Annotated in this window: 20 protein-coding genes; 4 read left to right on the plus strand and 16 right to left on the minus strand. The window is 47.1% G+C overall.

The features are described 5' to 3' along the window. Positions 1 to 3: 3 nt before the first annotated feature. The 11 genes from rsgA to ACTNDQ_RS03685 form a co-directional block, all read right to left on the minus strand. Positions 4 to 882, minus strand: a complete 879-nt coding sequence (gene rsgA, locus ACTNDQ_RS03635; protein ID WP_021651619.1) for a ribosome small subunit-dependent GTPase A — start codon at positions 880 to 882, stop codon at positions 4 to 6. Positions 883 to 884: 2 nt separating this feature from the next. After that, the gene (gene pknB, locus ACTNDQ_RS03640) at positions 885 to 3,116 is read right to left on the minus strand and encodes a Stk1 family PASTA domain-containing Ser/Thr kinase (protein ID WP_441063746.1); all 2,232 of its coding nucleotides are present in this window, start codon (positions 3,114 to 3,116) and stop codon (positions 885 to 887) included. After that, complete coding sequence (locus tag ACTNDQ_RS03645; RefSeq protein WP_021651617.1) at positions 3,110 to 3,856, minus strand: Stp1/IreP family PP2C-type Ser/Thr phosphatase; 747 nt, start codon at positions 3,854 to 3,856, stop codon at positions 3,110 to 3,112. The genes pknB and ACTNDQ_RS03645 overlap by 7 nt, the downstream gene beginning before the upstream one ends. Position 3,857: 1 nt before the next feature. Beyond that, positions 3,858 to 4,898: a 23S rRNA (adenine(2503)-C(2))-methyltransferase RlmN gene (rlmN, locus tag ACTNDQ_RS03650; protein ID WP_278797124.1), complete on the minus strand. Its 1,041-nt coding sequence runs from the start codon at positions 4,896 to 4,898 to the stop codon at positions 3,858 to 3,860. A 6-nt stretch (positions 4,899 to 4,904) separates the two neighbouring features. Then, the gene (rsmB, locus tag ACTNDQ_RS03655; protein ID WP_044961572.1) at positions 4,905 to 6,257 is read right to left on the minus strand and encodes a 16S rRNA (cytosine(967)-C(5))-methyltransferase RsmB; all 1,353 of its coding nucleotides are present in this window, start codon (positions 6,255 to 6,257) and stop codon (positions 4,905 to 4,907) included. Further along, on the minus strand, positions 6,253 to 6,960 hold the full coding sequence (locus ACTNDQ_RS03660) for a zinc metallopeptidase (RefSeq protein WP_015526118.1): 708 nt from the start codon (positions 6,958 to 6,960) through the stop codon (positions 6,253 to 6,255). Before ACTNDQ_RS03660 ends, rsmB begins: the two co-directional genes overlap by 5 nt. A 6-nt stretch (positions 6,961 to 6,966) precedes the next feature. Continuing rightward, entirely contained in the window at positions 6,967 to 7,911 is a 945-nt protein-coding gene (fmt, locus tag ACTNDQ_RS03665; protein ID WP_288786774.1) for a methionyl-tRNA formyltransferase, read from the minus strand. Between the two features lie 12 nt (positions 7,912 to 7,923). After that, positions 7,924 to 8,397, minus strand: coding sequence for a peptide deformylase (def, locus tag ACTNDQ_RS03670; protein ID WP_022426881.1), 474 nt, complete (start codon positions 8,395 to 8,397; stop codon positions 7,924 to 7,926). A gap of 12 nt (positions 8,398 to 8,409) precedes the next feature. Next, the gene (gene priA, locus ACTNDQ_RS03675) at positions 8,410 to 10,629 is read right to left on the minus strand and encodes a replication restart helicase PriA (protein ID WP_114002105.1); all 2,220 of its coding nucleotides are present in this window, start codon (positions 10,627 to 10,629) and stop codon (positions 8,410 to 8,412) included. 4 nt (positions 10,630 to 10,633) lie between these two features. Then, positions 10,634 to 12,100 carry a UDP-N-acetylmuramoyl-L-alanyl-D-glutamate--2,6-diaminopimelate ligase gene (locus tag ACTNDQ_RS03680; protein WP_044961562.1) on the minus strand — a complete coding sequence of 489 codons (1,467 nt, stop codon included), beginning with the start codon at positions 12,098 to 12,100 and terminating at the stop codon, positions 10,634 to 10,636. Between the two features lie 187 nt (positions 12,101 to 12,287). Further along, the gene (locus tag ACTNDQ_RS03685) at positions 12,288 to 14,276 is read right to left on the minus strand and encodes a hypothetical protein (protein ID WP_441063750.1); all 1,989 of its coding nucleotides are present in this window, start codon (positions 14,274 to 14,276) and stop codon (positions 12,288 to 12,290) included. 565 nt (positions 14,277 to 14,841) lie between these two features. Here ACTNDQ_RS03685 and arcC point away from each other — a divergent pair. After that, complete coding sequence (gene arcC / locus ACTNDQ_RS03690; protein ID WP_441063752.1) at positions 14,842 to 15,774, plus strand: carbamate kinase; 933 nt, start codon at positions 14,842 to 14,844, stop codon at positions 15,772 to 15,774. Positions 15,775 to 15,932: 158 nt separating this feature from the next. Here the strand turns inward: arcC and nrdD are convergent, their stop codons facing one another. Continuing rightward, a complete protein-coding gene (gene nrdD / locus ACTNDQ_RS03695; protein WP_015526126.1) occupies positions 15,933 to 18,068 on the minus strand; it encodes an anaerobic ribonucleoside-triphosphate reductase in 2,136 nt (711 codons plus the stop codon). 200 nt (positions 18,069 to 18,268) lie between these two features. Continuing rightward, complete coding sequence (locus ACTNDQ_RS03700) at positions 18,269 to 18,736, minus strand: hypothetical protein (protein WP_320810791.1); 468 nt, start codon at positions 18,734 to 18,736, stop codon at positions 18,269 to 18,271. A 282-nt stretch (positions 18,737 to 19,018) separates the two neighbouring features. On the opposite strand from ACTNDQ_RS03700, the gene asnA reads away from it, so the two are divergent. Together asnA and ACTNDQ_RS03710 are read left to right on the plus strand one after the other, a co-directional pair. Beyond that, on the plus strand, positions 19,019 to 20,029 hold the full coding sequence (asnA, locus tag ACTNDQ_RS03705) for an aspartate--ammonia ligase (protein ID WP_279199310.1): 1,011 nt from the start codon (positions 19,019 to 19,021) through the stop codon (positions 20,027 to 20,029). A 48-nt stretch (positions 20,030 to 20,077) separates the two neighbouring features. Next, entirely contained in the window at positions 20,078 to 20,512 is a 435-nt protein-coding gene (locus ACTNDQ_RS03710; RefSeq protein ID WP_021651604.1) for a CBS domain-containing protein, read from the plus strand. 123 nt (positions 20,513 to 20,635) lie between these two features. Here ACTNDQ_RS03710 and ACTNDQ_RS03715 read toward each other — a convergent pair whose 3' ends face one another. The 3 genes from ACTNDQ_RS03715 to ACTNDQ_RS03725 all read right to left on the minus strand — a co-directional run bounded on the left by ACTNDQ_RS03715 (position 20,636) and on the right by ACTNDQ_RS03725 (position 22,979). Next, positions 20,636 to 21,379 carry an amino acid ABC transporter ATP-binding protein gene (locus tag ACTNDQ_RS03715; RefSeq protein WP_441063756.1) on the minus strand — a complete coding sequence of 248 codons (744 nt, stop codon included), beginning with the start codon at positions 21,377 to 21,379 and terminating at the stop codon, positions 20,636 to 20,638. Further along, the gene (locus ACTNDQ_RS03720) at positions 21,366 to 22,055 is read right to left on the minus strand and encodes an amino acid ABC transporter permease (protein WP_243121647.1); all 690 of its coding nucleotides are present in this window, start codon (positions 22,053 to 22,055) and stop codon (positions 21,366 to 21,368) included. Before ACTNDQ_RS03720 ends, ACTNDQ_RS03715 begins: the two co-directional genes overlap by 14 nt. Before the next feature lie 147 nt (positions 22,056 to 22,202). Further along, the gene (locus ACTNDQ_RS03725) at positions 22,203 to 22,979 is read right to left on the minus strand and encodes a transporter substrate-binding domain-containing protein (protein ID WP_441063758.1); all 777 of its coding nucleotides are present in this window, start codon (positions 22,977 to 22,979) and stop codon (positions 22,203 to 22,205) included. Positions 22,980 to 23,475: 496 nt separating this feature from the next. Between ACTNDQ_RS03725 and dapF the strand changes: the two genes are divergently transcribed. Then, positions 23,476 to 24,330, plus strand: a complete 855-nt coding sequence (gene dapF / locus ACTNDQ_RS03730; protein WP_441063759.1) for a diaminopimelate epimerase — start codon at positions 23,476 to 23,478, stop codon at positions 24,328 to 24,330. Positions 24,331 to 24,347 lie beyond the last annotated feature (17 nt).

Here is a 24,347-nt window from a genome sequence, read left to right on the forward strand (position 1 = left end):
GACTCAGTATCTCCTTTTCTCTTTTAATTCCTGGTGCAGCTCCAGATAATCTTCATATCGGAGTCTGCTGATCTCATTGTTCTCAAGGGCTTCCTTAACAGCGCAGCCCGGTTCATGTATGTGACGGCACCCCTGAAAGCGGCACTGTCCTTCATATCTTCGGAACTCCGGAAAGTAATCCTTCAGTTCCTGCTCCTCCATATTTTCAATATATAAGGAGGAAAATCCCGGCGTATCCACAAGGAATGTATCCTGTGCCACCGGTATGATCTGTGCATGGCGCGTGGTATGTTTTCCCCGTTTCAGCTTACGGCTGATCTCACCGGTTTCCATCTCCACTTCTTCCTGAAGGGAATTTGTAAGAGAAGATTTTCCCACGCCGGATGGGCCGGCAACCACAGTTGTCCTGCCCTGAAGCACTTCTTCGATCTCGTCGAGTCCTTCTCCCTTCAGGGCACTTGACAGGATCACCTGATAGCCGCAGCTCTGGTATGTTTCATAGAGAAATTCCAGCTCTTCCGTTGTTGCCAGATCTTTTTTGTTAAAACAGATGACTGCCGGAACACCTTCCCTCTCCATCATAATGAGGAAACGATCCAGAAGCATGAAGTTCGGCTTCGGATTATCCATGGCAAAGATCACCAGTGCCTGATCTACATTGGCCACAGCCGGACGGATCAGAGAATTCTTCCGCTTGTGGATCTCCGTCACACTTCCCTCCAGTTCCTTTTCATCCAGAACTGTAATGTCCACATTGTCACCTACCAGAGGCTTGAATTTATCCTTACGGAAAATTCCCTTGGCTCTGCATTCATATGTATTACCGTCTTCTGCATATACGTAGTAGAATCCGGCAATACCTTTGATTATCTTTCCCTGCATGATCACTCAGCTTTCTTGAATGTAACCGTGTAGGTTCCAAGCTGCTGATAATCTCCGTCCATCTCTTCATAGAGATAGATAGTTCCTGAGGTAACGCCCTCAGCACCTGAGATATCAAGCTGATACGGGAAGCTGATATTCTGTCCGTCGATGATGGTGGATGCCTTAGGCTCACCGTTTACGTCCTGGATCAGTTCCAGACGGATCGCGCCTCCATTGTAACCGGACGGGGTATCCAGTGTCTGTGTACATTTCCAGCCTGTGTTTGCATTGACATCTGCTGTAGATGTAGTTGTGGATACTGTGCTGTCCGCAGATGCTGTGCTGTCTGTGGATGCTGTACTGTCTGCAGATACTGCGCTGTCTGTGGATGGAGCCTGATCACCGGAGCTGATGGTAAGATAAATTGGATCGTCCGGATCTGCTATTGTCTCCTCATCTGCGCTAACTTCTGGGCTCTGTGCGATAACTGTACCTGCTGGTTCTGTGCTCTGCTGTTCTGTAATCTGAATATCAATAAACTTGCCTAAAGTAGTAAGTGCATCATCTTTGGTCATTCCCACAACACTTGACACTGACGCATTAGCGCCAAAATCTTGACCACGACTTATTGTTAAAGTAACCGTTGATCCCACCTGCACAGATGTACCTTCCGCAGGTTCTACACTATAAACATACCCTGGTTCTACTAAAGCACGAACTTCACCCTTCTCGTTTACATAAGTTTCACTATACTCTTTCTGGACATTCACTCGTAATCCTAAATCTTCAAGCGTTCTTTGTGCTTCAACGCCTTTATCGCTGCTTACATCCGGGATCGTAACCTGTGCTGTTCCGGTGCTTATCCAGTATTTCACAGTTGTATTGGCTTCAACCTGTGTTCCCGCAGCTGTCTCCTGACGGGAGATCCTGCCTTTTTCCTGATCGGATGCCTCCTCACCGGCCATCTGGACACCCAGATGTGCATCGTTTGCAAGTGTTTTAGCCTCTTCCTCTGTCTTGCCTACAAGATCAGGAACGGTTGCCAGACCGTCAGCTGCTGATTCCTGCTTCGCCTCTGCCTTGCTGCTGTCTGCCGCTCCGCTGCTGCCGGTTCCAAACAGTCCTGCGGCACGTCCAAGCACTACCACAAGAACGATCAGAAGGGCTGCCCCGCCGATCAATGCCGCAATCGTCAGGCCTCTTCCGGAACCATGATGCTTCTTTTTCTTTCCGGATCTATGCTCGGATCTCGGTCTGTATTCTTCCTCTGCATCATCGTAATCGTTATCGTCGTATTTTTCTTCTTCAAGTGTGGTGATCTCCGGTTTTGTGATCTGCTTCGGTGTATGTTTGATCTCACCAAGCTCTTCTTCTGAAATCACAACCGTCTTGGCATCGTTGTCAACTGTAGTAAGCTTTACAAAATCGCCCTGGGGATCGATCAGAGAATGCTTCAGGTCTGCGATCACATCCTCCATACGGCTGTAACGACGATCTACACTTTTCTGTGTACATTTCAGAATGATCTGCTCCAGACTGTACGGAAGGTCCGGTGTATAAACACTTGGCGGAACCATCTCTTCCTGCAGATGCTTGATAGCGATCGCCACAGTGGTATCTCCGTCAAAAGGAACTCTTCCTGTGACCATCTCATACAGTGTGATTCCAAGAGAATAGATATCGCTCTTCTCATCGCTGTATCCGCCTCTCACCTGCTCAGGTGAGCTGTAATGTACAGATCCCATTACATTGGAGCTGATCGTATTGGAAGATGCAGCTCTGGCAATTCCAAAGTCTGTCACCTTTACTTTACCATCTGTGGAGATAATGATATTCTGAGGTTTCACATCTCTGTGAACGATACCATGGCTGTGTGCCGCCTCCAGACCCATAGAAACCTGGATTGCGATACTTGTAGCCTCTTTAATGGAAAGCTTTCCCTTCTTGGAGATGTATTCCTTCAGAGTGATACCCTCGATCAGTTCCATAACAATGTAATAAACACCGCCGTCATCTCCTACGTCAAATACATTGACGATATTCGGATGTGTAAGACCAGCTGCCGCCTGGGCCTCACTTCTGAATTTCTTTATAAACGTGGTGTCTTCCCGAAACTCCGGTTTCAGGACCTTCACGGCAACAAAACGGTTCAGCTTATGGTCCATAGCCTTATAGACATCTGCCATTCCGCCAGTTCCGATTTTTCCTACGATCTCATAGCGCTCGGCTATGATCATTCCCGTCTTCAACATGCTTCCACCTCATTCGTGAATGGCTCTACCAGTACGACTGCAATATTATCCTTACCACCATTCTGATTTGCTTCCCGAAGGAGCGCACTGCCCTTCTGATCAATATCTGCTTCCGGATCGGATATGATCTCCTGAATCTTCTCATCTTCAACCATATTGCTGAGACCGTCTGAACACATCAGGATCGTACATCCTTTTTCAAGTTTCAGATCAAAGAAATCCACATCCACCGTTTTCTCCGCGCCAAGTGCCCTTGTAATGATGTTCTTATCCGGATGATTCCGTGCTTCCGCTTCGCTGATCTCGCCCATTCTCACCATTTCCTGTACCAGGGAATGATCTCTGGTGACCTGACGGATCCCGTCCTGGATCACATATAAACGGCTGTCACCCACATTGGCTACATAGGCATACTGATCTACAATAGTTGCCACCACCATAGTGGTTCCCATGCCCCGGAGGTTTTCGTCTTCCTGCGCACGGTTTCTGATCTCCGTGTTCGCAGCTTCGATCGCATGACGAATAACCTTCACAGGATTGTAATCCGCATCTTCGCGGATTTCATCCACAAGGATCCGTACTGCATGTGAGGATGCATAGTCACCGGCGTTATGGCCACCCATTCCGTCCGCGACTGTGAAAAGATTAGGCAGATTTCCAACCGGACCTTCAGATGCAAACACGTAATCCTGATTCATCTTCCGCTTCTGCCCTACATCAGTAGCTGAGTATATCCTCATGTCACTTCTCGCTTTCTGTTTTTTCCATGTAACTTTTTCTTAGCTGTCCACAGGCACCGTCGATATCGCTGCCCATTTCCCTTCTAATAGTAACATTAATTCCGTATTTTTCAAGTTTTATTTTGAAATTCTCCACAGCCTGTCGAGTAGACCTCACATAGGAGCGTTCCTTGATGGGATTGACCGGAATCAGATTTACATGGCAATTGATGCCTTTTATACGGCCTGCCAGCTGTCTCGCATCTTCTTCACTGTCGTTAACGCCGGCTACAAGACTGTACTCAAAGGTGATCCTTCGGCCTGTTTTGTCAAAATAATTTCTGCAGGCATCCAGAACCTCATCCATGGAATACTTATTCGCGATGGGCATCAGTTCCTGTCGTTTTTCATCATTTGGAGCATGAAGGGAAAGTGCCAGAGTGATCTGAAGCTTTTCTTCAGCCAGATCATACATCTTCGGCACGATCCCACAGGTAGAAACCGTCACATTTCTCTGACTGATCCCAAGACCGTTTTCGTCGGTAAGGATCCTGACAAAACGGACAAGATTGTCATAATTATCCATCGGCTCACCGGTTCCCATCACAACTACATTGGCCACACGTTCACCGGTATCTGCCTGGATACGGTAAATCTGATCCAGCATCTCGGACGATTTCAGGCATCTGGTCAGTCCTCCGATGGTAGATGCACAGAATCTGCATCCCATACGGCAGCCCACCTGAGAAGAAATGCACACAGAATTTCCGTGGTGATACCGCATGAGAACACTCTCGATCACATTTCCATCTTCCAGCTGGAACAGATATTTTCTGGTTCCGTCAATTTTTGAGATCCTTACATCTGCCTGGGTCAGTGCTGTGATCGGATAAGCCGAAAGCTTTTCCCTGAGGCTTTTGGAAAGATTTGTCATTTCATCCCAGGAGGTAACCAGCTGCTGGTGAAGCCATGCATAGATCTGTTTCGCCCGGAAAGGCTTTTCACCGATCTTTGTCATGAATTCCTTCAATTCCTCCATGGTCATGGATTTTACATCTGTCATTTTCTGTTATTTCCTTCTGAATCTGGCAATAAAGAATCCATCTGTCTTATGTATTCCCGGCAGAAGCTGCAGATAGCCAAGCTTCGTGGATTTACAGTGCAGTTCCTCCGGAATATACGGATCCAGGCTTTCCAGCCGGTACGGATAATTCTTTAAAAACCATAATACATTTTCTTCGTTTTCTTCCCGGGCAATGGTACATGTGCTGAAGATCAGCGTTCCATCCGGTTTCACATACTTTGCAGCCTTATCCAGGATCATTCTCTGGAGCATTACGATCTCTTCCTGTTTCTGCGGAGTTGCCCGGTATTTGATTTCCGGTTTCTTGCCGATAACTCCATAACCGGAGCACGGTACATCCGCGATCACAATATCCGCAGCCTGTTCGGAATCCGGATCATATACCGTTGCATCCTGAACTCTGGCTTCCACATTGATCACTCCGGTCCTGTGGATGTTTTCTTTGATAAGATCTGCCTTATACTGACTTACATCTCTGGCATCCACATTTCCGTAATCCCCCATTTTGTCTGCCGCATGGATGCTTTTTCCACCTGGTGCCGCGCACATGTCGATGATATGGTCACCTTTTTTCGGACTTGCAGCTTCCGCTACAAGCATAGAACTTACATCCTGCACCAGGATCTTTCCCTGAAGGAAGGTCTCAAGTGTCAAAATATGATTGTAATCGGAAATCTTCAGTGCATAGGGAAGATAAGGAGCCTGTTCTACTGTCACTCCCTGAGACTTCAAACTGGTGACGATTTCTCTCAGAGACGCCTTATGAGTACGGCACCGTACTGTGATCGGTCTTTCTGTCAGAAAATCCTCCAGGATCTTCTCCGTAGTCTTCACTCCGTAGGCTGCTTTCCATTTTTCTACCAGATATTCCGGCATGGAATATTTCACAGAAAGATAACGGACTTCGTTTTCTTCCCTGGAAGGAAGCTCCAGATCACCGATCTCTCTTGCGATCGTACGGAGCACCCCGTTGACAAAAGGCTTTAGATTATAAAAGCCTTTTCGCTGTGCCAGCTTTACCGCTTCATTGCATACTGCACTGTCCGGAACACTGTCCATAAATTTCAGCTGATATACCGCACTTCTCAGGATCTCACGGATCTGCGGTTTCATCTTGTTTACAGAAACCTTGGAAAAAGAATCGATGACATAATCAATATAGATCCTGTATTCCAGGGTTCCCTCACATACTCTTGTAATAAAGCTACGTTCCTGTTTCGGAAGAAACTGATATTTGGAAAGCGCATTCCGGATCGCAATATGGCTGTGCTCACCCTCCTCCTCGATCTGTAACAGGATCTCAAGGATCAGTTCTCTGGTATTTACTCCGCTGCTAATCACGATCTCTACCTCCTGCAAGGATAATCAGTCTCAGAAGCTGCAGAATAGATGCCGCCAGAGCTGCTACATAGGTAAGCGCTGCCGCTGTAAGTACTTTTCTTGCACCCTTTTTTTCATCTGCACCTAAGATACCTGTACTTTCCAGCATTTTAAGCGCTCTGGAAGACGCATTGATCTCAACCGGAAGTGTCACCAGCTGAAACAGTACTGCCAGTGAAAACAAAACAATTCCCAGGGTTACCAGCGGATCAATGGAAAAGATCAGTCCTGCGATAAACAGCGGCCATGAAAGCTGGGAACCAATATTTGCGGCAGGTACAATGGCTGAACGGATATTCAGTGGTGCATAATTGATCGCATCCTGGATCGCATGGCCACATTCATGTGCTGCCACCCCCACAGCCGCCAGAGAATTTCTTCCATAAATATCTTCTGAAAGGGAAACCGTTTTCGTTCTCGGATCATAGTGATCCGTAAGACTTCCGCGGATCGGAACCACCTGTACGTCTGTGATCCCAGCCGCTCTCAGGATCCTCTGTGCAGCTTCCGCACCGGTGATACCTGAATGACTCCGGACCTTTTTATAGACTGCAAAGGTACTGCGCAGCTTCGCGGATGCCGCAAGAGAAAGAAGCATTCCGATCACGAGCAAAAGAATCGTGGGGTCCATTCCCCATCCGTAATAACCATATCCGTACATAACTCATCACTCCCTGGAATCTCTGAACATGTCTCCTGGTTTCAACTGATATCCCCGAAGGAACGCATCCGTTTCCATACGTTTTTTGCCTTCCAGCTGCACTTCATGGAGCACGAGTACCTTCTGGCCGCATGCTACCTGGATTCCTCCTTTGTCAGTGGCTATCACAGTTCCCGGTGCTTCCTGTGCCTGTTTTTCCAGAACAGAGCTCTTCCAGACCTTCAATGTTTTTCCATTGATAAAGGTAAAAGCGCTTGGCCATGGATCAAGGCCTCTTACCAGACGCTCCAGTTCTTCCGCATTTTTGCTGAAATCCAGAAGCCCCATTTTTTTGGAGATCATGGCAGCATATGGTGTTGGACTCTCCTCCGGCTGTTTCTCGCGGTTTGCAGTTCCGTCAAAAATGGACGGTAAAGTCTGTACCAGAAGCTCTGCACCTGCCTGTGCGAGCTTATCAAACAAGCTTCCACCTGTCTCATCTTTGGCAAGCGGAACCACGATCCTGGAAATCATATCACCGGTATCCAGACCGGTTCCCATCTGCATAATGGTAACGCCGGATTCTTTTTCACCGTCGATCACCGCCTGCTGGATCGGTGCAGCTCCACGATATTTAGGAAGCAGAGACGCATGGATATTGATACATCCGAATCTCGGCATATCCAGGATGCTCTTTGGAATGATCTGCCCGAATGCCGCAACAATGATGATGTCCGGTGCAAGATTTTTCAGTTCTTCCACAAATTCAGGATCTCTTACCTTCACCGGCTGCAGTACCGGGATCCCGTGTTTCAGTGCTTCTTCTTTTACAGGAGTAGGCATCATAGTTTTGCCTCTGCCCTTCGGTTTGTCCGGCTGTGTGATCACAGCCTCCACTTCATATCCGTTCTCTGCCAGTGCTGCAAGAGGCGCCACCGCAAAGTCCGGAGTTCCCATATAAATAATCTTCATAGTATCCCGCCTTTAGTCTTCTTCATCATAAGTTACCTTGTGAAGTTCTCCCTCCACAAGTTCTGTATACATTTTTCCATCCAGATGGTCAATCTCATGACAGAACGCTCTTGCCAGAAGGCCCTCTCCCTCGTAGATCTGTTCGTCCATATTTACATCAAGTGCTTTTACCTTCACATAGTTCGGACGTGTTACCTGTCCTGCCATTCCCGGAACGCTCAGGCATCCCTCGTCACCGGTCTGCTCGCCGCTTGTCTCAAGGATCTCCGGATTGATCAGCACGATCGGGCCCTCACCTACATCGATGACAACGATACGTTTCAGGATTCCTACCTGTGGTGCAGCGAGGCCAACACCCATTGCATCATACATGGTATCCAGCATATCTGTGATCAGTTCCCCGATCCTCGGTGTCATTTTGTCTACTGTCCGGGATTTTTTTGTCAGTACAGAATCCCCCTGTACACGGATTGTTCTAAGTGCCATTTTTCTTCTCCTTTAATTCATATCAAATTGAATGTATATTTTCCGGAATCCGGAATTTATCTCTATATATTTCTCCAGCTTCTCTCTGACTGCTGTGAGAAAGCAGATATCCCTGTGCTTCAGATGGATCACCTGACGATAAACATCCTTTACCTTACCTACCGATGCAGCTGCAGGTCCGATCATGTGAAGCTCTTCCTTCGGGCTTACCCTGCGGATAAAAACTTCTATATAATACATGGCATTTTTCAGAAGTTCTTCATCCTGGCAGGCGCCAAAAACAGTCATCATATGGGCTGCCGGCGGATAGTCCAGAAGCATCCGATACCCCATTTCTTCTTTATAAAATTTCTTATAATCCTGAATAGCCGCAGCCTGGATACTGTAATGCTCAGGCTGATATGTCTGGATCACCGCCTGCCCCGGCCGATTCCCTCTGCCGGAACGTCCAACTGCCTGAGTCAGAAGCTGGAATGTACGCTCCCCGCAGTGATAGTCATCCATATTCAGTGAAAGATCTGCTGCAATCACTCCTACCAGAGTCACATTCGGAAAATCATGTCCCTTGACGATCATCTGGGTCCCCACCAGAATATCTGCCTCATGCTTTGCAAAAGAAGCCAGGATCTTCTCATAGCTGTCCTTGGTCCTTGTGGTATCAAAATCCATTCGAAGTACCCTGGCTTTCGGGAATTCTTTTTCAATGACCTTCTCGATCTGCTGGGTTCCTGCCTTAAATCCGCCAATGTGCGGTGAACCACAGGACGGACAGATTTCCGGTTTCACAGTCTCATAGCCACAATAATGACAGATCAGACGATTGCCATTGTGTTCACTTAGAGATACATCACAGTGGGGACATTTCATAACGTGACCGCAGGCTCTGCAGGAAACAAAGCCCGCATATCCTCTCCGGTTCAGAAACAGCATGGCCTGTTCTCTTCTTTCAAGGACCTGCTCCAGATCCCTCTTCAGCTCCAGACTCAGTACCGAGCGGTTTCCTTTCTTTAATTCTTCCCGAAGATCCACGATCGATACCTGTGGAAGAGGCCTTTCCTCATAACGTGCGTTTAACTTTACCAGAAGATATTCTCCGTCACAGGCATGACTGTAGGCTTCCAATGACGGAGTGGCTGATCCCATGACCACACGGGCATGTTCCATTCGTGCCCTCTCAATGGCAGTCTCACGTGCATGGTACCTTGGCGTATTCTCACTTTTGTAGGTGGGTTCATGCTCTTCGTCGATAACGATCAGTCCCAGATCTGAAAACGGTGTGAACAGTGCGGATCTGGGTCCTACCATCACCTGGATCTCACCACGTTTTGCTCTTTTGAACTGATCATAACGTTCTCCCTGGGAAAGTCTGGAGTTCAGAACCGAAACCTTATCTCCAAACATGGCATAAAAGCGCCTGACTGTCTGATAAGTAAGCGCGATCTCAGGGATCAGCACGATCGCCTGTTTTCCCTCCTCCAGTACCTTCTGGATCAGGCGCATATAAACCTGGGTCTTTCCACTTCCGGTCACTCCGAAAAGAAGTGCAGGCCTTGGGTCCGGCTCCTGCCATTCCCGAAAAATCTGCTCTGCCGCCAAAAGCTGTTCCTGGTTCAGACTCAGTTCCATGTTCTCCTTCACCAGGCCGAGCCCCTCGGGAATGCGATACATTTCCTGACTTTCAATAGTTATCAGACCTTTTTTTTCAAAAAAATCAAGAACGGAAATGCCGGCCCCAAGCTCTTTGGAGGCATAGGTATAATCCAGGCTCCCGGCCTCCAGGATTGCCCGAAGGAACCGCTCACGTGCTTTAAAGCGGCTGCCTTCCAGCTTGCCAAGAAGTGCCTGTCCCTCTTCCTTTTTCCCTGTAAAAAGGATCAGTCTTTTCTCTTTTGCACGGACCTTGTCTTTTACAGGCAGAACTGTTTTCAGTGCCTGGATCATGGTGGAGCCATAGGTCTCCTTCATCCAGGCCGCAAGTGCGATCAGCCGGGATTCTGTTGTCTCACTGTCTGTGGACACTCCCCGGATCTCCTTGAGCTTTGACGCATCATATTTTGCCGTTCCGGAGATCCCGGTCACATAGCCTTTCCGAAGGGTATTTCCCTTTCCGAAGGGCACTGTGACCACAACTCCGGGTTTTATTGCCTGCACCAGCTCCTCAGGTACACGATACTGAAAATCCCGGTCCAGCTTTTCATGAGAAATATCAATGATCACATCTGCATAGATCATCCATTTACGCTTTCTGATCTTCTTCCAGGATCTCCCGGATCAGTACACGCTCATCCATGGGATATTTCTTACCCTTGATCTCCTGATAATCCTCATGGCCCTTTCCGGCAAGGACGATAATATCTCCCGGCTCACCGTGATGGATCGCGTAGGCGATCGCCTCTTTACGATCCGGGATCTCTACATATTTTCCATCTGTTTTTGCCATTCCGATCTTGATATCATCGATGATGGCCTGTGGATCCTCATCTCGCGGATTATCTGAAGTAATGATGGTCAGATCTGCCATCTTTCCTGAAACCTCACCCATCTCATAACGGCGCAGCTTGGAACGGTTTCCGCCACAGCCAAACAGGCATACCAGTCTGTGCGGATCATATTCCTTCAGTGTTCCGAGAAGGCTCTCCAGCGCCATGGCATTATGTGCGTAATCGATCATCAGTGTGAATTCGTCAGATACCTTGATCATCTCAATACGGCCTTTGACCCTGGCCACCTTCAGAGCTTTGATGATATTCTCCTCGGATACCTTAAAATGGCGGCAGATGGCAATGGCAGTCAGAGAATTGTAAATGCTGAACTTACCTGGAATATCGATCTCCACAGGAAAATCCATAAGTCCCTTAACATGATAGGAAATTCCCAGATAGCCCTTTCTTCCAACGAGTCTGGCGTCCTCTGCACGGAGATCTGCTTTTTCGGAAAATCCATAGGTTTCAAGTTTACAGGTGTGGCCTTCGATAATGCGGTCAAAGTGTTCATCGTCACGATTTACGATACCAACCTTACACTGTCTGAGAAGCATGGATTTGCAGTGCAGATAATCATCAAAGTCCTTGTGCTCATTCGGTCCGATATGATCTGGTTCAATATTTGTGAAAATTCCAAAATCAAACACAAATCCCTGGGTCCTGTGAAGCATCAGTCCCTGTGAGGAAACCTCCATAACGACCGCATCGCAGCCTGCTTCTACCATATCATGAAAATATTTCTGTACCATATAGGATTCCGGTGTCGTGTTGGCTGCCGGGATATGCTTCTCCCCGATAACAGCCTCGATGGTTCCGATCAGACCAACCTTATATCCGGCATTCTCAAGGATCGATTTCACCATATAGGTTGTAGTTGTTTTTCCTTTGGTTCCGGTGATACCGATGGTTTTGAGCTTTTCTGCCGGATGTCCGAACCATGCTGCTGAAATAAAGGCCATGGCGTAACGGGTATCCTCTACCTGGATCACTGTCACATCCTCCGGTGCCTCCACCGCTTCTTCCACGATGAGTGTCTTCGCACCCTTTGCCACAACATCAGGTATAAATTTATGTCCATCCACGACCGCACCTCTGATGCAGATAAAAAGGCTCCCTTCTTCTACTTTGCGGGAATCATATACAACAGAAGAAACCTCCTGCTCTGTACTTCCCTGAAGGCATTTGTATTCAAGATGTTCCAATAAGGATAAAAGATTCATTTTTCTCCTCCATCTTCCCTTTTTCCGGTCTGACGGGCAGCACACCGGAGGCGGGAAATATACTGTTCTTGTTTTCTGTACATACCATATAGAATAGCACACCTCCCCCCTGTTTTCAACGTTTCTTTGAGGTACGGCCGCCTTGTAAAATATCAGCTTGTTACTGTTCACTCCGTTCTCAGTAACATCAGCTTTTTCCATAAATATCCGCATATTTTTTCCGGAGCCAGATGCCGCCCAGCACAGTCACCAAAGCTGTCACTGCCAGAAGCGTCCACAAATCCCTCCTGGTATCATCTCCGGTCTTCGGATGTGTGGACGCAGTTCTTGCCATCTGTATCTGACCGGAAGCCGGACCCTGGTCATCTCCCTGCAAAGGCAGCCCTTCTTCCGGCGTAATAGCCACCTCTCCTTTTACCATGACAGAAGCGGAGGCCTCCATCAATCGCTCTCCGGTTTCCTGGCTTGTGACCGTCACCTGGTTAAAAAGCTTCTGATCCGCTGTTTTTCCCGGGATCTTCACCACAGCCTGAAGAGAAACTGCCTCTCCCGGCGGGATTTGTTGGATCATTGCCTTTGTACGGCTGCTGTTGAGCGTTACACCTTCCTGCTCCAGAAACTGTGCATGGATCCCTGCTGCCTGAAAGCGCTCCGTTCCCACAACCGAATGAAGCGTTTTTTCACCGGTATTCACGATACATATCTGATAGGTCACAGTCTCACCCGGTGCAGCGGTTTCTTTGTCTGCAGTTTTCTTTACAGAAAGATCCGCCTTCAGTGCCTCCAGACCATTTATAGTGGAAGCGTTCTTCCGGATCACCTCCTCCACTCTGTCCTTCACCCTGGCCTCTGCTTCCACCTGGTGCTCCAGATCTTTTTCCTGTTCATCCAGAAGCGGCGCCTGTACATAAAAGCTCCTGCTCTCTCCGGCTTTTAATTCTGCAAATTCCGCCACAGCCCCTTCTGTTAGAAGGCCTTCTGCATCTTCCCACAGCTGCCGGATCTTAGGGCATGAAAGGCTGCTGGTCAGACGGATATCTGCAAGATCCAGCTTTCCGATATTAGTAATCTCCACCTGATAACGGATGGTCTGCCCTGCTTTCATTTTTTTATTCTGTGCAATTACCGACAATTCCATATCAGCCTCAGCAGCCTCCACGTCCAGCATAGGCGAGATTCCCTCTGCGATCACCAGCTCTTCCCCGTTTTCTTCTGTCATGAGAAAGGTTCCCGCACCGGTACAGTCCTTCTGAAGCGGTTCCTCCTGAGTCACAGGATAACTGCTTTTCTCTGCCGGAAAACGGTATTCCTGCCGCAGAATCAGCGGGATACGGAAAAAAATCTCATCCTGCCCGTTCTGCTCCACGTTCAGCACGCTTTCCAGCTTTGTGATCTCTGTAGCTTCACCGCTCTGGCTCCTTACAGAAATCTGCCGTGCAGCCATATTTTTCGGGACAGAATCCGTTTCCGGAACAAAATACTCAGAAATATACGTGACCAGCGTCAGTTTTTGAATCTCCTCAGACTCATATTCCTCTTCGTCACCTACATTTTCTTCTCCGGACGCCGTTCCTTCCGGTGTGAGCGGACCCGTTTTCTCCTGCTCTTCATCCTCCGGCTGTACTGTTTCCCCGGATGCCAGCTGCTCCACGTGCTCATATGCTTCCTCCATTTCTATTCCGATTCCTTCCACAACCTTATCCACCGGCAATTCCTGTTCTGCCTTCTCTTCCTGCTGCAAGTCATCCTCATCCTTTGGAAGTTCCTGTTCTGGCTCTTCTTCCTGCTGCAAGTCATCCTCCGGCAGCTCCTGTTCTGACTCCTTTTCCTGCTGCAAGTCATCCGCCGGTAGCTCCTGTTCTATCTCTTCTTCCTGCTCCACCGATGGATCTTCAATCTTCTGAAGTTCATCGTCCCACTTCTCATTTTTCTCCTTATCCTCCGAAAACCTTCTCCCGGACAGCCATTCATTCAGGCCGCGAATCCGGATCCCAAGCTCCGCCTGTCCGGATTCTATGTCTTTCCAGAACACACTCTGATCGATAAACGGTGCCTGTCCCGGCAAAAAATCTGCTCCCAGAGTCAGCTCCGATTCTATTGTTCCTCCCAGCATGGCTCCTGCCAGCACTGTCACAATTCCGACTTTCTTCATCTGTTTCCATATTCTGTTTTTCATGGCTCTTCCTCATTTCTGCCTGATCTGGCATTTCTTATACACATGTTTTTTTTACAGAAACTTACTTTTCCACAGACAAAGGCATCCCTCCCCGGCAAATGGTGCATGATCAATATTTTTTTCGATAAAATAAAATGGATTTCTGCATCGAAATGATGCGTGAACAGATCCCGCAGGATGCAGGATCAAGACTTTTTCAATGTATCACATTTTCAGACCATGCGCAACCGGATATAAAAATTATAAAGTTTGTTTAAACTTTCTTTATAAATTTTCCATTTCTTTTAGATTAACGACATATTTTAAACATATTTTCTCTATATAATAGGTGTTGGATAGATGAAAAACCACTCTCTATCTCCCCCCTCAAAAAATAGTAGGAATCAAACCGTCTGACTGGATCAGGCGGTTTTTCCTGTCTCGGAAAACACTCGATTTTCTATTGCATTTCCCACATAGGTCTTTTATAATAAAATATAATACTCGTGCATCGTTTTCGATGTACTCGTTACTGAATACAGTAACTGATTTCATTCCAATTTTTAAGAGAAACGAGGTATTTCCTATGAGCGAAAAAACCGTAGTAGTTGCATTAGGCCACCGGGCACTTGGCACCACACTTCCAGAGCAAAAAACAGCTACAAAACTCGCAGCGAAGGTAATCGCAGATCTGGTAGAGGAGGGAACCCGCGTAGTGATCTCCCACAGCAACGGTCCGCAGGTAGGGATGATCCACACCGCAATGAATGAATTCGGTAAGGCACATCCTGATTATACATTTGCACCAATGTCCGTATGTTCCGCCATGAGCCAGGGTTATATCGGCTATGACCTTCAGAACGCCATCCGTGCTGAGCTTATCTCCAGAGGAATCTACAAACCGGTCAGCACAGTTCTGACACAGGTTGTCATCGATCCATACGATGAAGCATTTGCAGAGCCGGAGAAGATCATTGGACGTGTTCTTAACGCAGAAGAGGCCGAAGCTGAAGAAGAAAAAGGAAACTTTGTCACAAAGGTGGACGAGGGCCAGTACAGACGTATTCTTGCAGCACCGAAGCCACAGAAGATCGTAGAGATTGAAACCGTAAAGGTCCTCTCTGCAGCAGAGCAGATCGTCATTGCCGCAGGCGGCGGCGGAATCCCGGTTCTTGAGCAGGGAACTCAGCTGAATGGTGCCAGCGCCATCATCGAGAAAGACCTGGCAGCAGGACTTCTTGCAGAAGAACTGAACGCTGACACTCTGATGATCCTTACAAGCGTCGAGAAAGTAAGCCTTGACCATAATACGGATCACGAATCTTATCTGGATACTATTTCCACAGAAGATGCCAAGAAATATATTGCCGGCAAACAGTTTGCGGCAGGCTCCATGCTTCCTAAGATCGAAGCAGGTGTTTCCTTCGTGGAGAAGGGAACCGGACGCCGTACCATCATCACAGACATGGCCCATGCAAAAGACGGCTACCGTGAGAAGACCGGAACTATCATTAAATAATCATTTTACGGACTCAGAATACAAAGTGAACTATAAAACTTCACTTTACATAAAAATATCCCGCAGACGGCTGCTGGTCTTACCTGCAGCTCTGCGGGATATTTTTATACTGTCTGGCTGCCCGATCACTGTTCCACAGTTGATCGGGCAGCCAGCATTTACATAGATTTTCGCTCAGCGATCTCAGCCATCTTCGCCTCATTCAGGCGGGTATCTCCATGGACACGGCTGTAGGAAAGATATCCGTTCATACGGTCGATCTTGGTCAGATTTCTGGAACCGCAGACAGGGCATACATCCATCTCCAGTTCCTCATGGCCACAATCGTCACAGTATGCAAGAGAAAGGTTCACTCCCTCATAATATCCCAGATCCATGGCTCTGCGGATCAGTGTACGGATAGCTTCCTTATTGTAGCCGATCGGATAACGTACATACTGAATCTTACCGCCATTGCAGAGCTCCCAGAAACGTCCCTCCAGATCCTGTTTCTCGATCGGAGTCACATCCTCTGTTACATGGCAGTGGAAGCTGTTGCTCACATATGGTCTGTCAGAAACGCCCTCAATGATTCCATACATCTTACGGAACTGCTCTACCTGCAGGCCACAAAGACTCTCTGCCGGTGTTCCGTAGATCGCATAAAGATAACCATCTTCCTTCTTGTACTGATTTACCTTGTCATTGATATATTTCAGAACCTCCAGAGCAAACGCCCCATCCTCTGCAATGGATTTGCCATTGTAAAGTTCCTGAAGCTCATTTAACGCTGTGATACCGAAGGAAGCTGTCATAGGCTTCAGGATCTTGCCAATCTTTTCATTCGGTTTCAGATGTCCGCCGTAGAAACCGCCTTCACAGTATGCAAGCGGGTTGGTGGATGCACGCATCTGTCCCAGATATTCGTAAGTGCGGATATGCAGGTTACGGATCATTTCCAGATAGAAATCCAGAACCTCATAGAAATCTCTGCTCTCCGCTCTGGCCTTTGCAAGGATCATCGGAAGATGAAGGCTTACCGCACCAATGTTAAAACGTCCCACAAAAACAGGCGTATCATTCTCATCCGCCGGCTCCATACCGCCACGCTCATACCACGGACTTAAGAAAGCACGGCATCCCATCGGGCTGATGACCTTCTTGTATTTCCTGTACATACTGGAAATATAGCCTGCGCCGGACATAGACAACCAGTCCGGATACATGGTTTTGGAGGAACACTCCACACCAGCCTCAAAAATATCCTCACAGCACTTTCCGGGACCATGGATCTCTTTGTCATAAAGGAATACGATCTTCGGGAAAAGTACCGGTTTCTTGTGTCCGGCCTTACCCTGTCCTCCCTGATGGACCTCAAGAAGGGAAATCGTACACATCTTCTCAAACTGCTCGGTTCCAAGACCAAGTGTCACCGTAACAAACGGATAATCACCTCTGGAAGAACCGACGGTATTCAGCTTGTACTCAATTCCCTGCCAGCCCTGGTCATAATCCCTGCGGACCTTATCAAGAGCATACTCAATAGCTCTCTCCTCACGGCCACTCCAACTCTCATCCGAGTATTTCATAAATTCGGAAATATATTTATCATAGCTCTTCTTTGCATACGGTGCCAGGATCTTATCAACCTCCGGCACTGTAAAGCCACCATACTGCTGTGCTGCTGTACTGAGAATGATATCCCCCATAACATCAAAGGCTGTATCCAGAGTCTTCGGCTCGTTATACCAGACATTGCCCATCTCAAAACCGCCACTTAAAACAGCTGCCACATCGAACAGACAGCAATTCATGGTATCCAGACGTGCAGACTGGTCATGAATATAAATGTAGCCGTCCTTACATGCCTGAAGCTCATTACGGTTCATAAAAAACTTCCGATAGAGTTCCTTGTTCAGCTCATTAAAAATCAGGCTTCGTTTCGTGGCAACAAGGGCGCTGTCTGTATTGGCATTACTTTTATCACCGATATAACGGATCGCCTGACTCTTGGTATAGACATCATCCATCATATGGATAAAATCCAGCTTGTAATTCCGATAATCACGGTAGCTCTTGGCAACTGCCGGATTCACACGCTCCAGAGCCCCCTCCACGATGTTGTGCATCTCCTGGATCTCGATCTCATTCTTTCCAAGGGAATCCGCATGCTCCTGGGCAAAACGGCAGATAAAATCCTTCTCCTCGTCTGAAAAAGTATAAAGAATACGCTCTGCGGATTTGTTCACGGCAGCCACGATCTTCTGCGGATTAAACTCCTCTCTTGTCCCGTCTTTCTTGATCACATATAACATTGCTCATCCCTCCCTGTGCTATATATAAGTCGCTACGCAAAATACTATATATAGTACCTATATCCTCTATATATTGTTTTTCATCTATATGTTGTGCTAGGCATGAGTATAACACAGCTGAGGAGAAAAGAAAAGGGATATTTCTGTATACACGAAAATACAGACACTTAGCACTGCCTGATCTCACTGCAGAAATATTCTCACAAATTCGTTCCGATCCAATCTGCAAGAAAATCCCATAACTTCGGAAGCAGAATGGCCAGTGTCACTATAAACCATATGATCCAGCCTGCCCCGCTGCTTTTCTGATCTTTTTTTTGCTGTTTTTTTCCCTGATCTAAAACTTCTGCACGATTTCTGCCCACCGTTGTTTTATTCCCGGTATTAACTGCCGCTGCAGTCTTACGTCCGGCTGCTGCACCTGTATTCCGGCTTCCGGTTAGATTCCGATTCAAATCGGTATTGCGGCTTGCATTCGTATTCCGGTTTATGTTTGTATTCCGGTTTGCGTTCGTATTCCGGTTTACGTTTCCGTTATGTTGTGTTGTTTGATCAGCATCCTGTCCATACTGCCGCATCATATCCCGCACTTTGGCGGAAGCATGTTTATAATGTATCTCCCGGGGCTCATTCAGATGATATAACACCTCATCATTTCTGTAAGGCATCCCACATAATGAACACCTGCCATTTACAACCTTCCCCCCACAAACCTGACACCTTTGACCTGCCATAAACTCCCTCCATTCTATCCGTCAAAACGGATATTTATATTTCCATCGTAAACATAAGCATTCTTTTTTCAGTATATCACACCAGGCATTTAATACCCAGTATTTTTCTACGATACCCCAAAAGACTTCCCCTCTCATTATATTGCCACTCCACCCATTTTCTGTTATAATACCCCACAGAGCAATAAGCCTAAAAATCATCAGGAGGAGCCGATAATGAATACAATCACAATCCCCGCAACCTATCATGCAGACCTGAACCTCCATGACACACAGATTGCGATCAAAACAGTAAAAGATTTCTTCCAGCAGACACTCTCCCAGAAGCTGAACCTTCTTCGAGTATCCGCTCCAACATTTGTAGCACCGGAATCCGGCCTTAACGACAACCTTAATGGTGTAGAGCGCCCGGTAAGCTTTGATATCAAGGCTATCGAAGGAAGCAACGCCGAGATCGTACACTCCCTTGCCAAATGGAAACGCTACGCACTGAAAAAATACGGATTTTCTCACGGAGAAGGTCTTTACACAGATATGGTAGCCATCCGCCGGGATGAAGATCTGGACAATATCCACTCTGTTTACGTAGACCAGTGGGACTGGGAAAAGATCATCTCCAAAGAAGAACGTTCCATGGAGACTCTCAAGGAAACCGTACGCACCATTTACAGTGTCCTTCGTAAAACTGAGAAATACATGGCTGTACAGTATGACTACATCGAGGAGATCCTTCCAAAGGATATCTTCTTTATCACAACTCAGGAGCTTCTTGACATGTATCCGGACTGCACACCGAAGGAACGTGAATATCGGATCACCCGTGAAAAGGGCGCTGTCTTCCTTATGAAAGTCGGCAAAACCCTCACCAACGGCGAGCGCCACGACGGACGTGCCCCGGACTATGATGACTGGGAACTGAACGGTGATATCCTCGTGTACTATCCGGTACTTGACATTGCCCTTGAGCTTTCCTCAATGGGAATCCGTGTTGACGAGGACGCACTTGACCGCCAGCTCACCGAAGCAGGCTGTGATGACCGAAGAGATCTTCCATTCCAGAAGGCCATCCTGAACAAAGAGCTTCCGTACACCATCGGTGGTGGTATCGGACAGTCCAGGATCTGTATGTTCTTCCTTCGTAAAGCACACATCGGAGAAGTACATGTCTCTCTCTGGCCGAAGGAGATCACAGATGCTGCAGAGACACACGGACTTCAGCTTCTCTAAAACAGCCTACAGATTTATTTATAATTTTTGCGGAAACGAGGTAATAACGTGAACATTCTGTTTTTTCTGATTCCCAAAAGCGAAGTAGCCTACATCTTTGAGGATGAAACTCTTCGCCAGACCCTCGAAAAAATGGAGCACCGCAAGTACTCCTGCATTCCTATCCTCACCATGGATGGCAAATATCTTGGCACTATCTCAGAGGGAGATCTCCTCTGGGGCATGCGCCGTGCAGATATCCACGACATCAAGGAAACAGAAGGAATCCCGATCATGGCGATCCCACGTCGCGCCACCTATAAACCAGTCCATGCAGATTCCAATATGGAAGATCTCCTGGATCGCGCCATTAATCAGAACTTCGTGCCGGTGGTAGATGACCAGGGCTCCTTCATCGGGATCATAACCAGAAAATCTATCATCAAATACTGTTACAACGAAATAAAAGCCGCACAGAAAACTGCCGGTGAAGAAATCCACTGAGCAGCGGAAAGAAAAAGGATTTTTTTGCAACTAGCACTACAAAAAACGGATGCTTTATCTCCTGCAGCATTTCCACAGGAGGATAAAGCATCCGTTTTTAATATTCTTATATTTATAATGTCATTATAATGTCTTTGAAAGAAACTCTCGAAGTCTCTTATTCTTTGGATTTGCAAAGAATTCCTTAGGAGAATTTTCTTCCTGGATCTTTCCTTCATCAATGAAGAGGACTCTGGTTGCCACCTCGCGGGCAAAGCCCATCTCATGAGTTACCACAACCATGGTCATGCCGGATTTTGCAAGCTCCTGCATCAGTTCCAGGACCTCTCCTACCATCTCCGGATCAAGAGCAGATGTAGGCTCATCAAACAGCATCACGTCCGGGTTCATGGCAAGAGATCTTGCAATGGCGATACGTTGCTTCTGACCGCCGGAAAGCATGTCCGGATAGGAATCTGCCTTATCCGGAAGACCTACTCGCTCCAGAAGCTCCAGTGCCGTTTTTTCAGCCTCTTCCTTACTCATAAGATTCAGAGTCACAGGTGCGAGCATAATGTTCTCTTTTACTGTCTTATGTGGAAAAAGATTAAACTGCTGGAATACCATTCCGATCTTCTGACGATGACGGTTGATATCCACCTTGGAATCTGTGATGTCGGTTCCCTCAAAGAGGATTTTTCCCCCGGTCGGCTCCTCAAGGAGATTCAGAGAACGGAGAAATGTGGATTTACCACATCCGGATGGTCCGATGATGGCTACTACTTCACCTCTGCGGATCTGTGTGGTGATCCCGTTGAGAACCTGATTGCCGCCATAGGCCTTTTCAAGTCCCTGTACATCCAGAAGCACTTCATTACTTACGCTCATTGGTTCTCAGCCTCCTTTCAAGTCTTCCTACCAGATAGGTAAGGAAGCAAACGATCACAAGATAGATCGCAGCTACTGCCAGCAGCGGGAACAATGCACTGTAGGTCTGGCTTCGGATAATATCGCCGCCACGGGTCAGATCCATAAGTCCGATATAACCACTGATAGAAGTCTCCTTCAAAAGTACGATCAGCTCGTTTCCCAGAGCAGGCAGGATGTTCTTGACCGCCTGTGGAAGAATGATCTTGGTCATAGTCTGTGTATAGTTAAGGCCCAGGCTCCGTCCTGCCTCAAACTGTCCCTGGTCAATGGACATGATACCGGAGCGGACAATCTCAGCCACGTATGCAGCGGAGTTCATACCAAAGGCGATAATGGCAACGACCATCTTACCTGGATCTACGGTTGCAAAAATAACATAATATACGATCAGCAGCTGTACCATCGTTGGTGTACCGCGGATCACGGTCAGATAAACACGACAGATCACATTAAGGATCTTAAGCTTACCTGTCTTATCATGTGTGGAACGGACAATAGCAATGACAAATCCCAGAAAAATACCAAGAAGTACGGCAAAAAATGTAATGATGATGGTATTTTTCAGACCGGATAAAATGAACTGCCAGCGATTGTCGTCCAGAAAGTTAAACTGAAACTGTTCAATAAGACTCAAAATTTCCACCCTTTCCAAAACTACAGGTTCCGAAATCCGGAAAACATACCCGGATATCCGGAACCTGATCATTCGCTACTGAACTCTGCAACGGATATCGGTTTCTCAGCTTATCCGTTCAGAATCCTCTGATTTCTCTGTACAAAATTATTTCTTTACGATAACAACCTGCTCTGCAGTTGTGTACGGATCAGTGAAATCAACGCTCTTTTTACGATCCTCTGTTACTGTCATTCCTGCAGCACCGAAATCAGCTTTTCCGGATTTAACAGCATTTACGATCGCATCAAACTCCATATCCTCGATCTTCAGCTCATATCCAAGCTTGTCGCAGACAGCCTGAGCGATATCAGCATCGATACCTACGATCTTATCTCCGTCATAGTATTCGTATGGCTGGAAGGTTGCGTTTGTTGCCATGGTAAGAGTTCCTTTGGAGTGATCTGCATCCTTAGGAGTCTCATATGGTGTCTTACCTGCATCATCACCGATATAGTTATCTCTGATGGAATCCAGAGTTCCGTCATCCTTCAGCTCCTTCAGAGCCTCGTTAAACTCTTTGGTAAGGTCTGCATTATCTTTGGAAAGACAGATTGCATACTCCTCTTTGTCAAAAATGCCCTCAACGATCTCAAGATCATCATTTTTCTCAACAAATTTCTTAGCAGGCTCGCTGTCGATCACTACACAGTCAATCTTGCCCTGTTTCAGAGCCATAACGGCATCGTTACCTTTGTTGTATCTCTCTACTGTTGCGTCTTTAACCTCTGTAGCGTCTGAATCACCGGTTGTTCCAAGCTGAACACCGATCTTCTTACCCTCCAGATCATCTGCGCTCTTGATCTCATCTGCTGCAAAAACAGCGGATGTCATAGAAACTGTCATAGCTGCTGCAAGTGCAAGTGCCATAAATTTTCTCTTCATTTTTTCTTCCTCCTGAATTCTATGTACTTTACGTTAACTGTCTCTCTGCTTCTGTCAGTCCAATGTTACTGTTCACTTCGTGACCAGCAACACGCTCCGCGATGCACAGAAATCATGCTTTTGCATGATTTCGCGCCGAGATTCTCGGGTTTTCTGTGACCTGTGGTCACAAAAAACACCTCGCGGAATATTACCAGTGAACAGTAACAGCACAATCCGTAATGTACAGCATAATTATACATCTCCATGCATATTACTTTGTTTTATGATACCATGTTTCTGACAAAATGCAAGCACATAAAATCCATAAATACAAAAATCCACTTCTAATTTACCGGAATTCCACAGGGAAAATTCACTTTTCGATAACAATTGTCCAATATACTATACTATTAAAGGCAACAAATGGAAAAAACCTGCGTGTTTTTTCCATGGGGGCTTGTGCTCCAACAGAAAAAACAAGTATAATATTCATAAACAAGAGGAGGTTACTATTATGAAATTCACGAAAATGCACGGCATTGGAAACGATTATGTATATGTAAACTGTTTTGAGGAAACTGTTAAGGATCCGGCCGCAGTGGCAAAATTTGTCAGCGACCGTCATTTTGGCATTGGTTCCGATGGTCTGATCCTGATCCGCCCGTCTGAGATTGCAGACTGCGAGATGGATATGTACAATCTGGACGGCTCTCAGGGTGCCATGTGCGGAAACGGTATCCGCTGCGTTGCCAAATATGTCTATGACCACGGCATTGTGGACAAAACTTCTTTAAGCATCGCCACAAGAAGCGGTATCAAATATGTGGATCTTACCATCCGCGACGGCAAGGCCTCCATGGTAAAAGTCAACATGGGCTCCCCGATCCTCACTGCAAAAGAGATCCCGGTGGTTGCCGAAACCGAGCATGTGATCGACGCTCCCATCACCGTCGACGGAAAAGAATATCACATGACCGCAGTTTCCATGGGTAATCCTCATGCCATCATCTATGTAGACGATGTGGACAGCCTTGACCTGGAAAAGATCGGCCCGTCCTTTGAAAATCACGTATGCTTCCCGGACAGAGTCAACACTGAGTTTGTTCAGGTGATCGACCGCCACACCGTAAAGATGCGTGTATGGGAGCGTGGCTCCGGAGAAACTCTTGCCTGCGGCACAGGCGCCTGCGCAGTTACGGTAGCTTCCATCCTCAATGACAAGGTTGACGGCAGCAAGCCGGTTACTGTACAACTTCTTGGCGGAGACTTAAACATCTCCTGGGAAAGAGATGAAAACCTTGTATATATGACAGGACCTGCAACTACGGTGTTTGACGGAGAGATCGATCTTGGATTTTTAGGTGAATAAATGAAAATGGAGGGAGC

The sequence above is a fragment of the Blautia massiliensis (ex Liu et al. 2021) genome, from assembly GCF_052064225.1.
Lineage (GTDB): Bacteria > Bacillota > Clostridia > Lachnospirales > Lachnospiraceae > Blautia_A > Blautia_A fusiformis.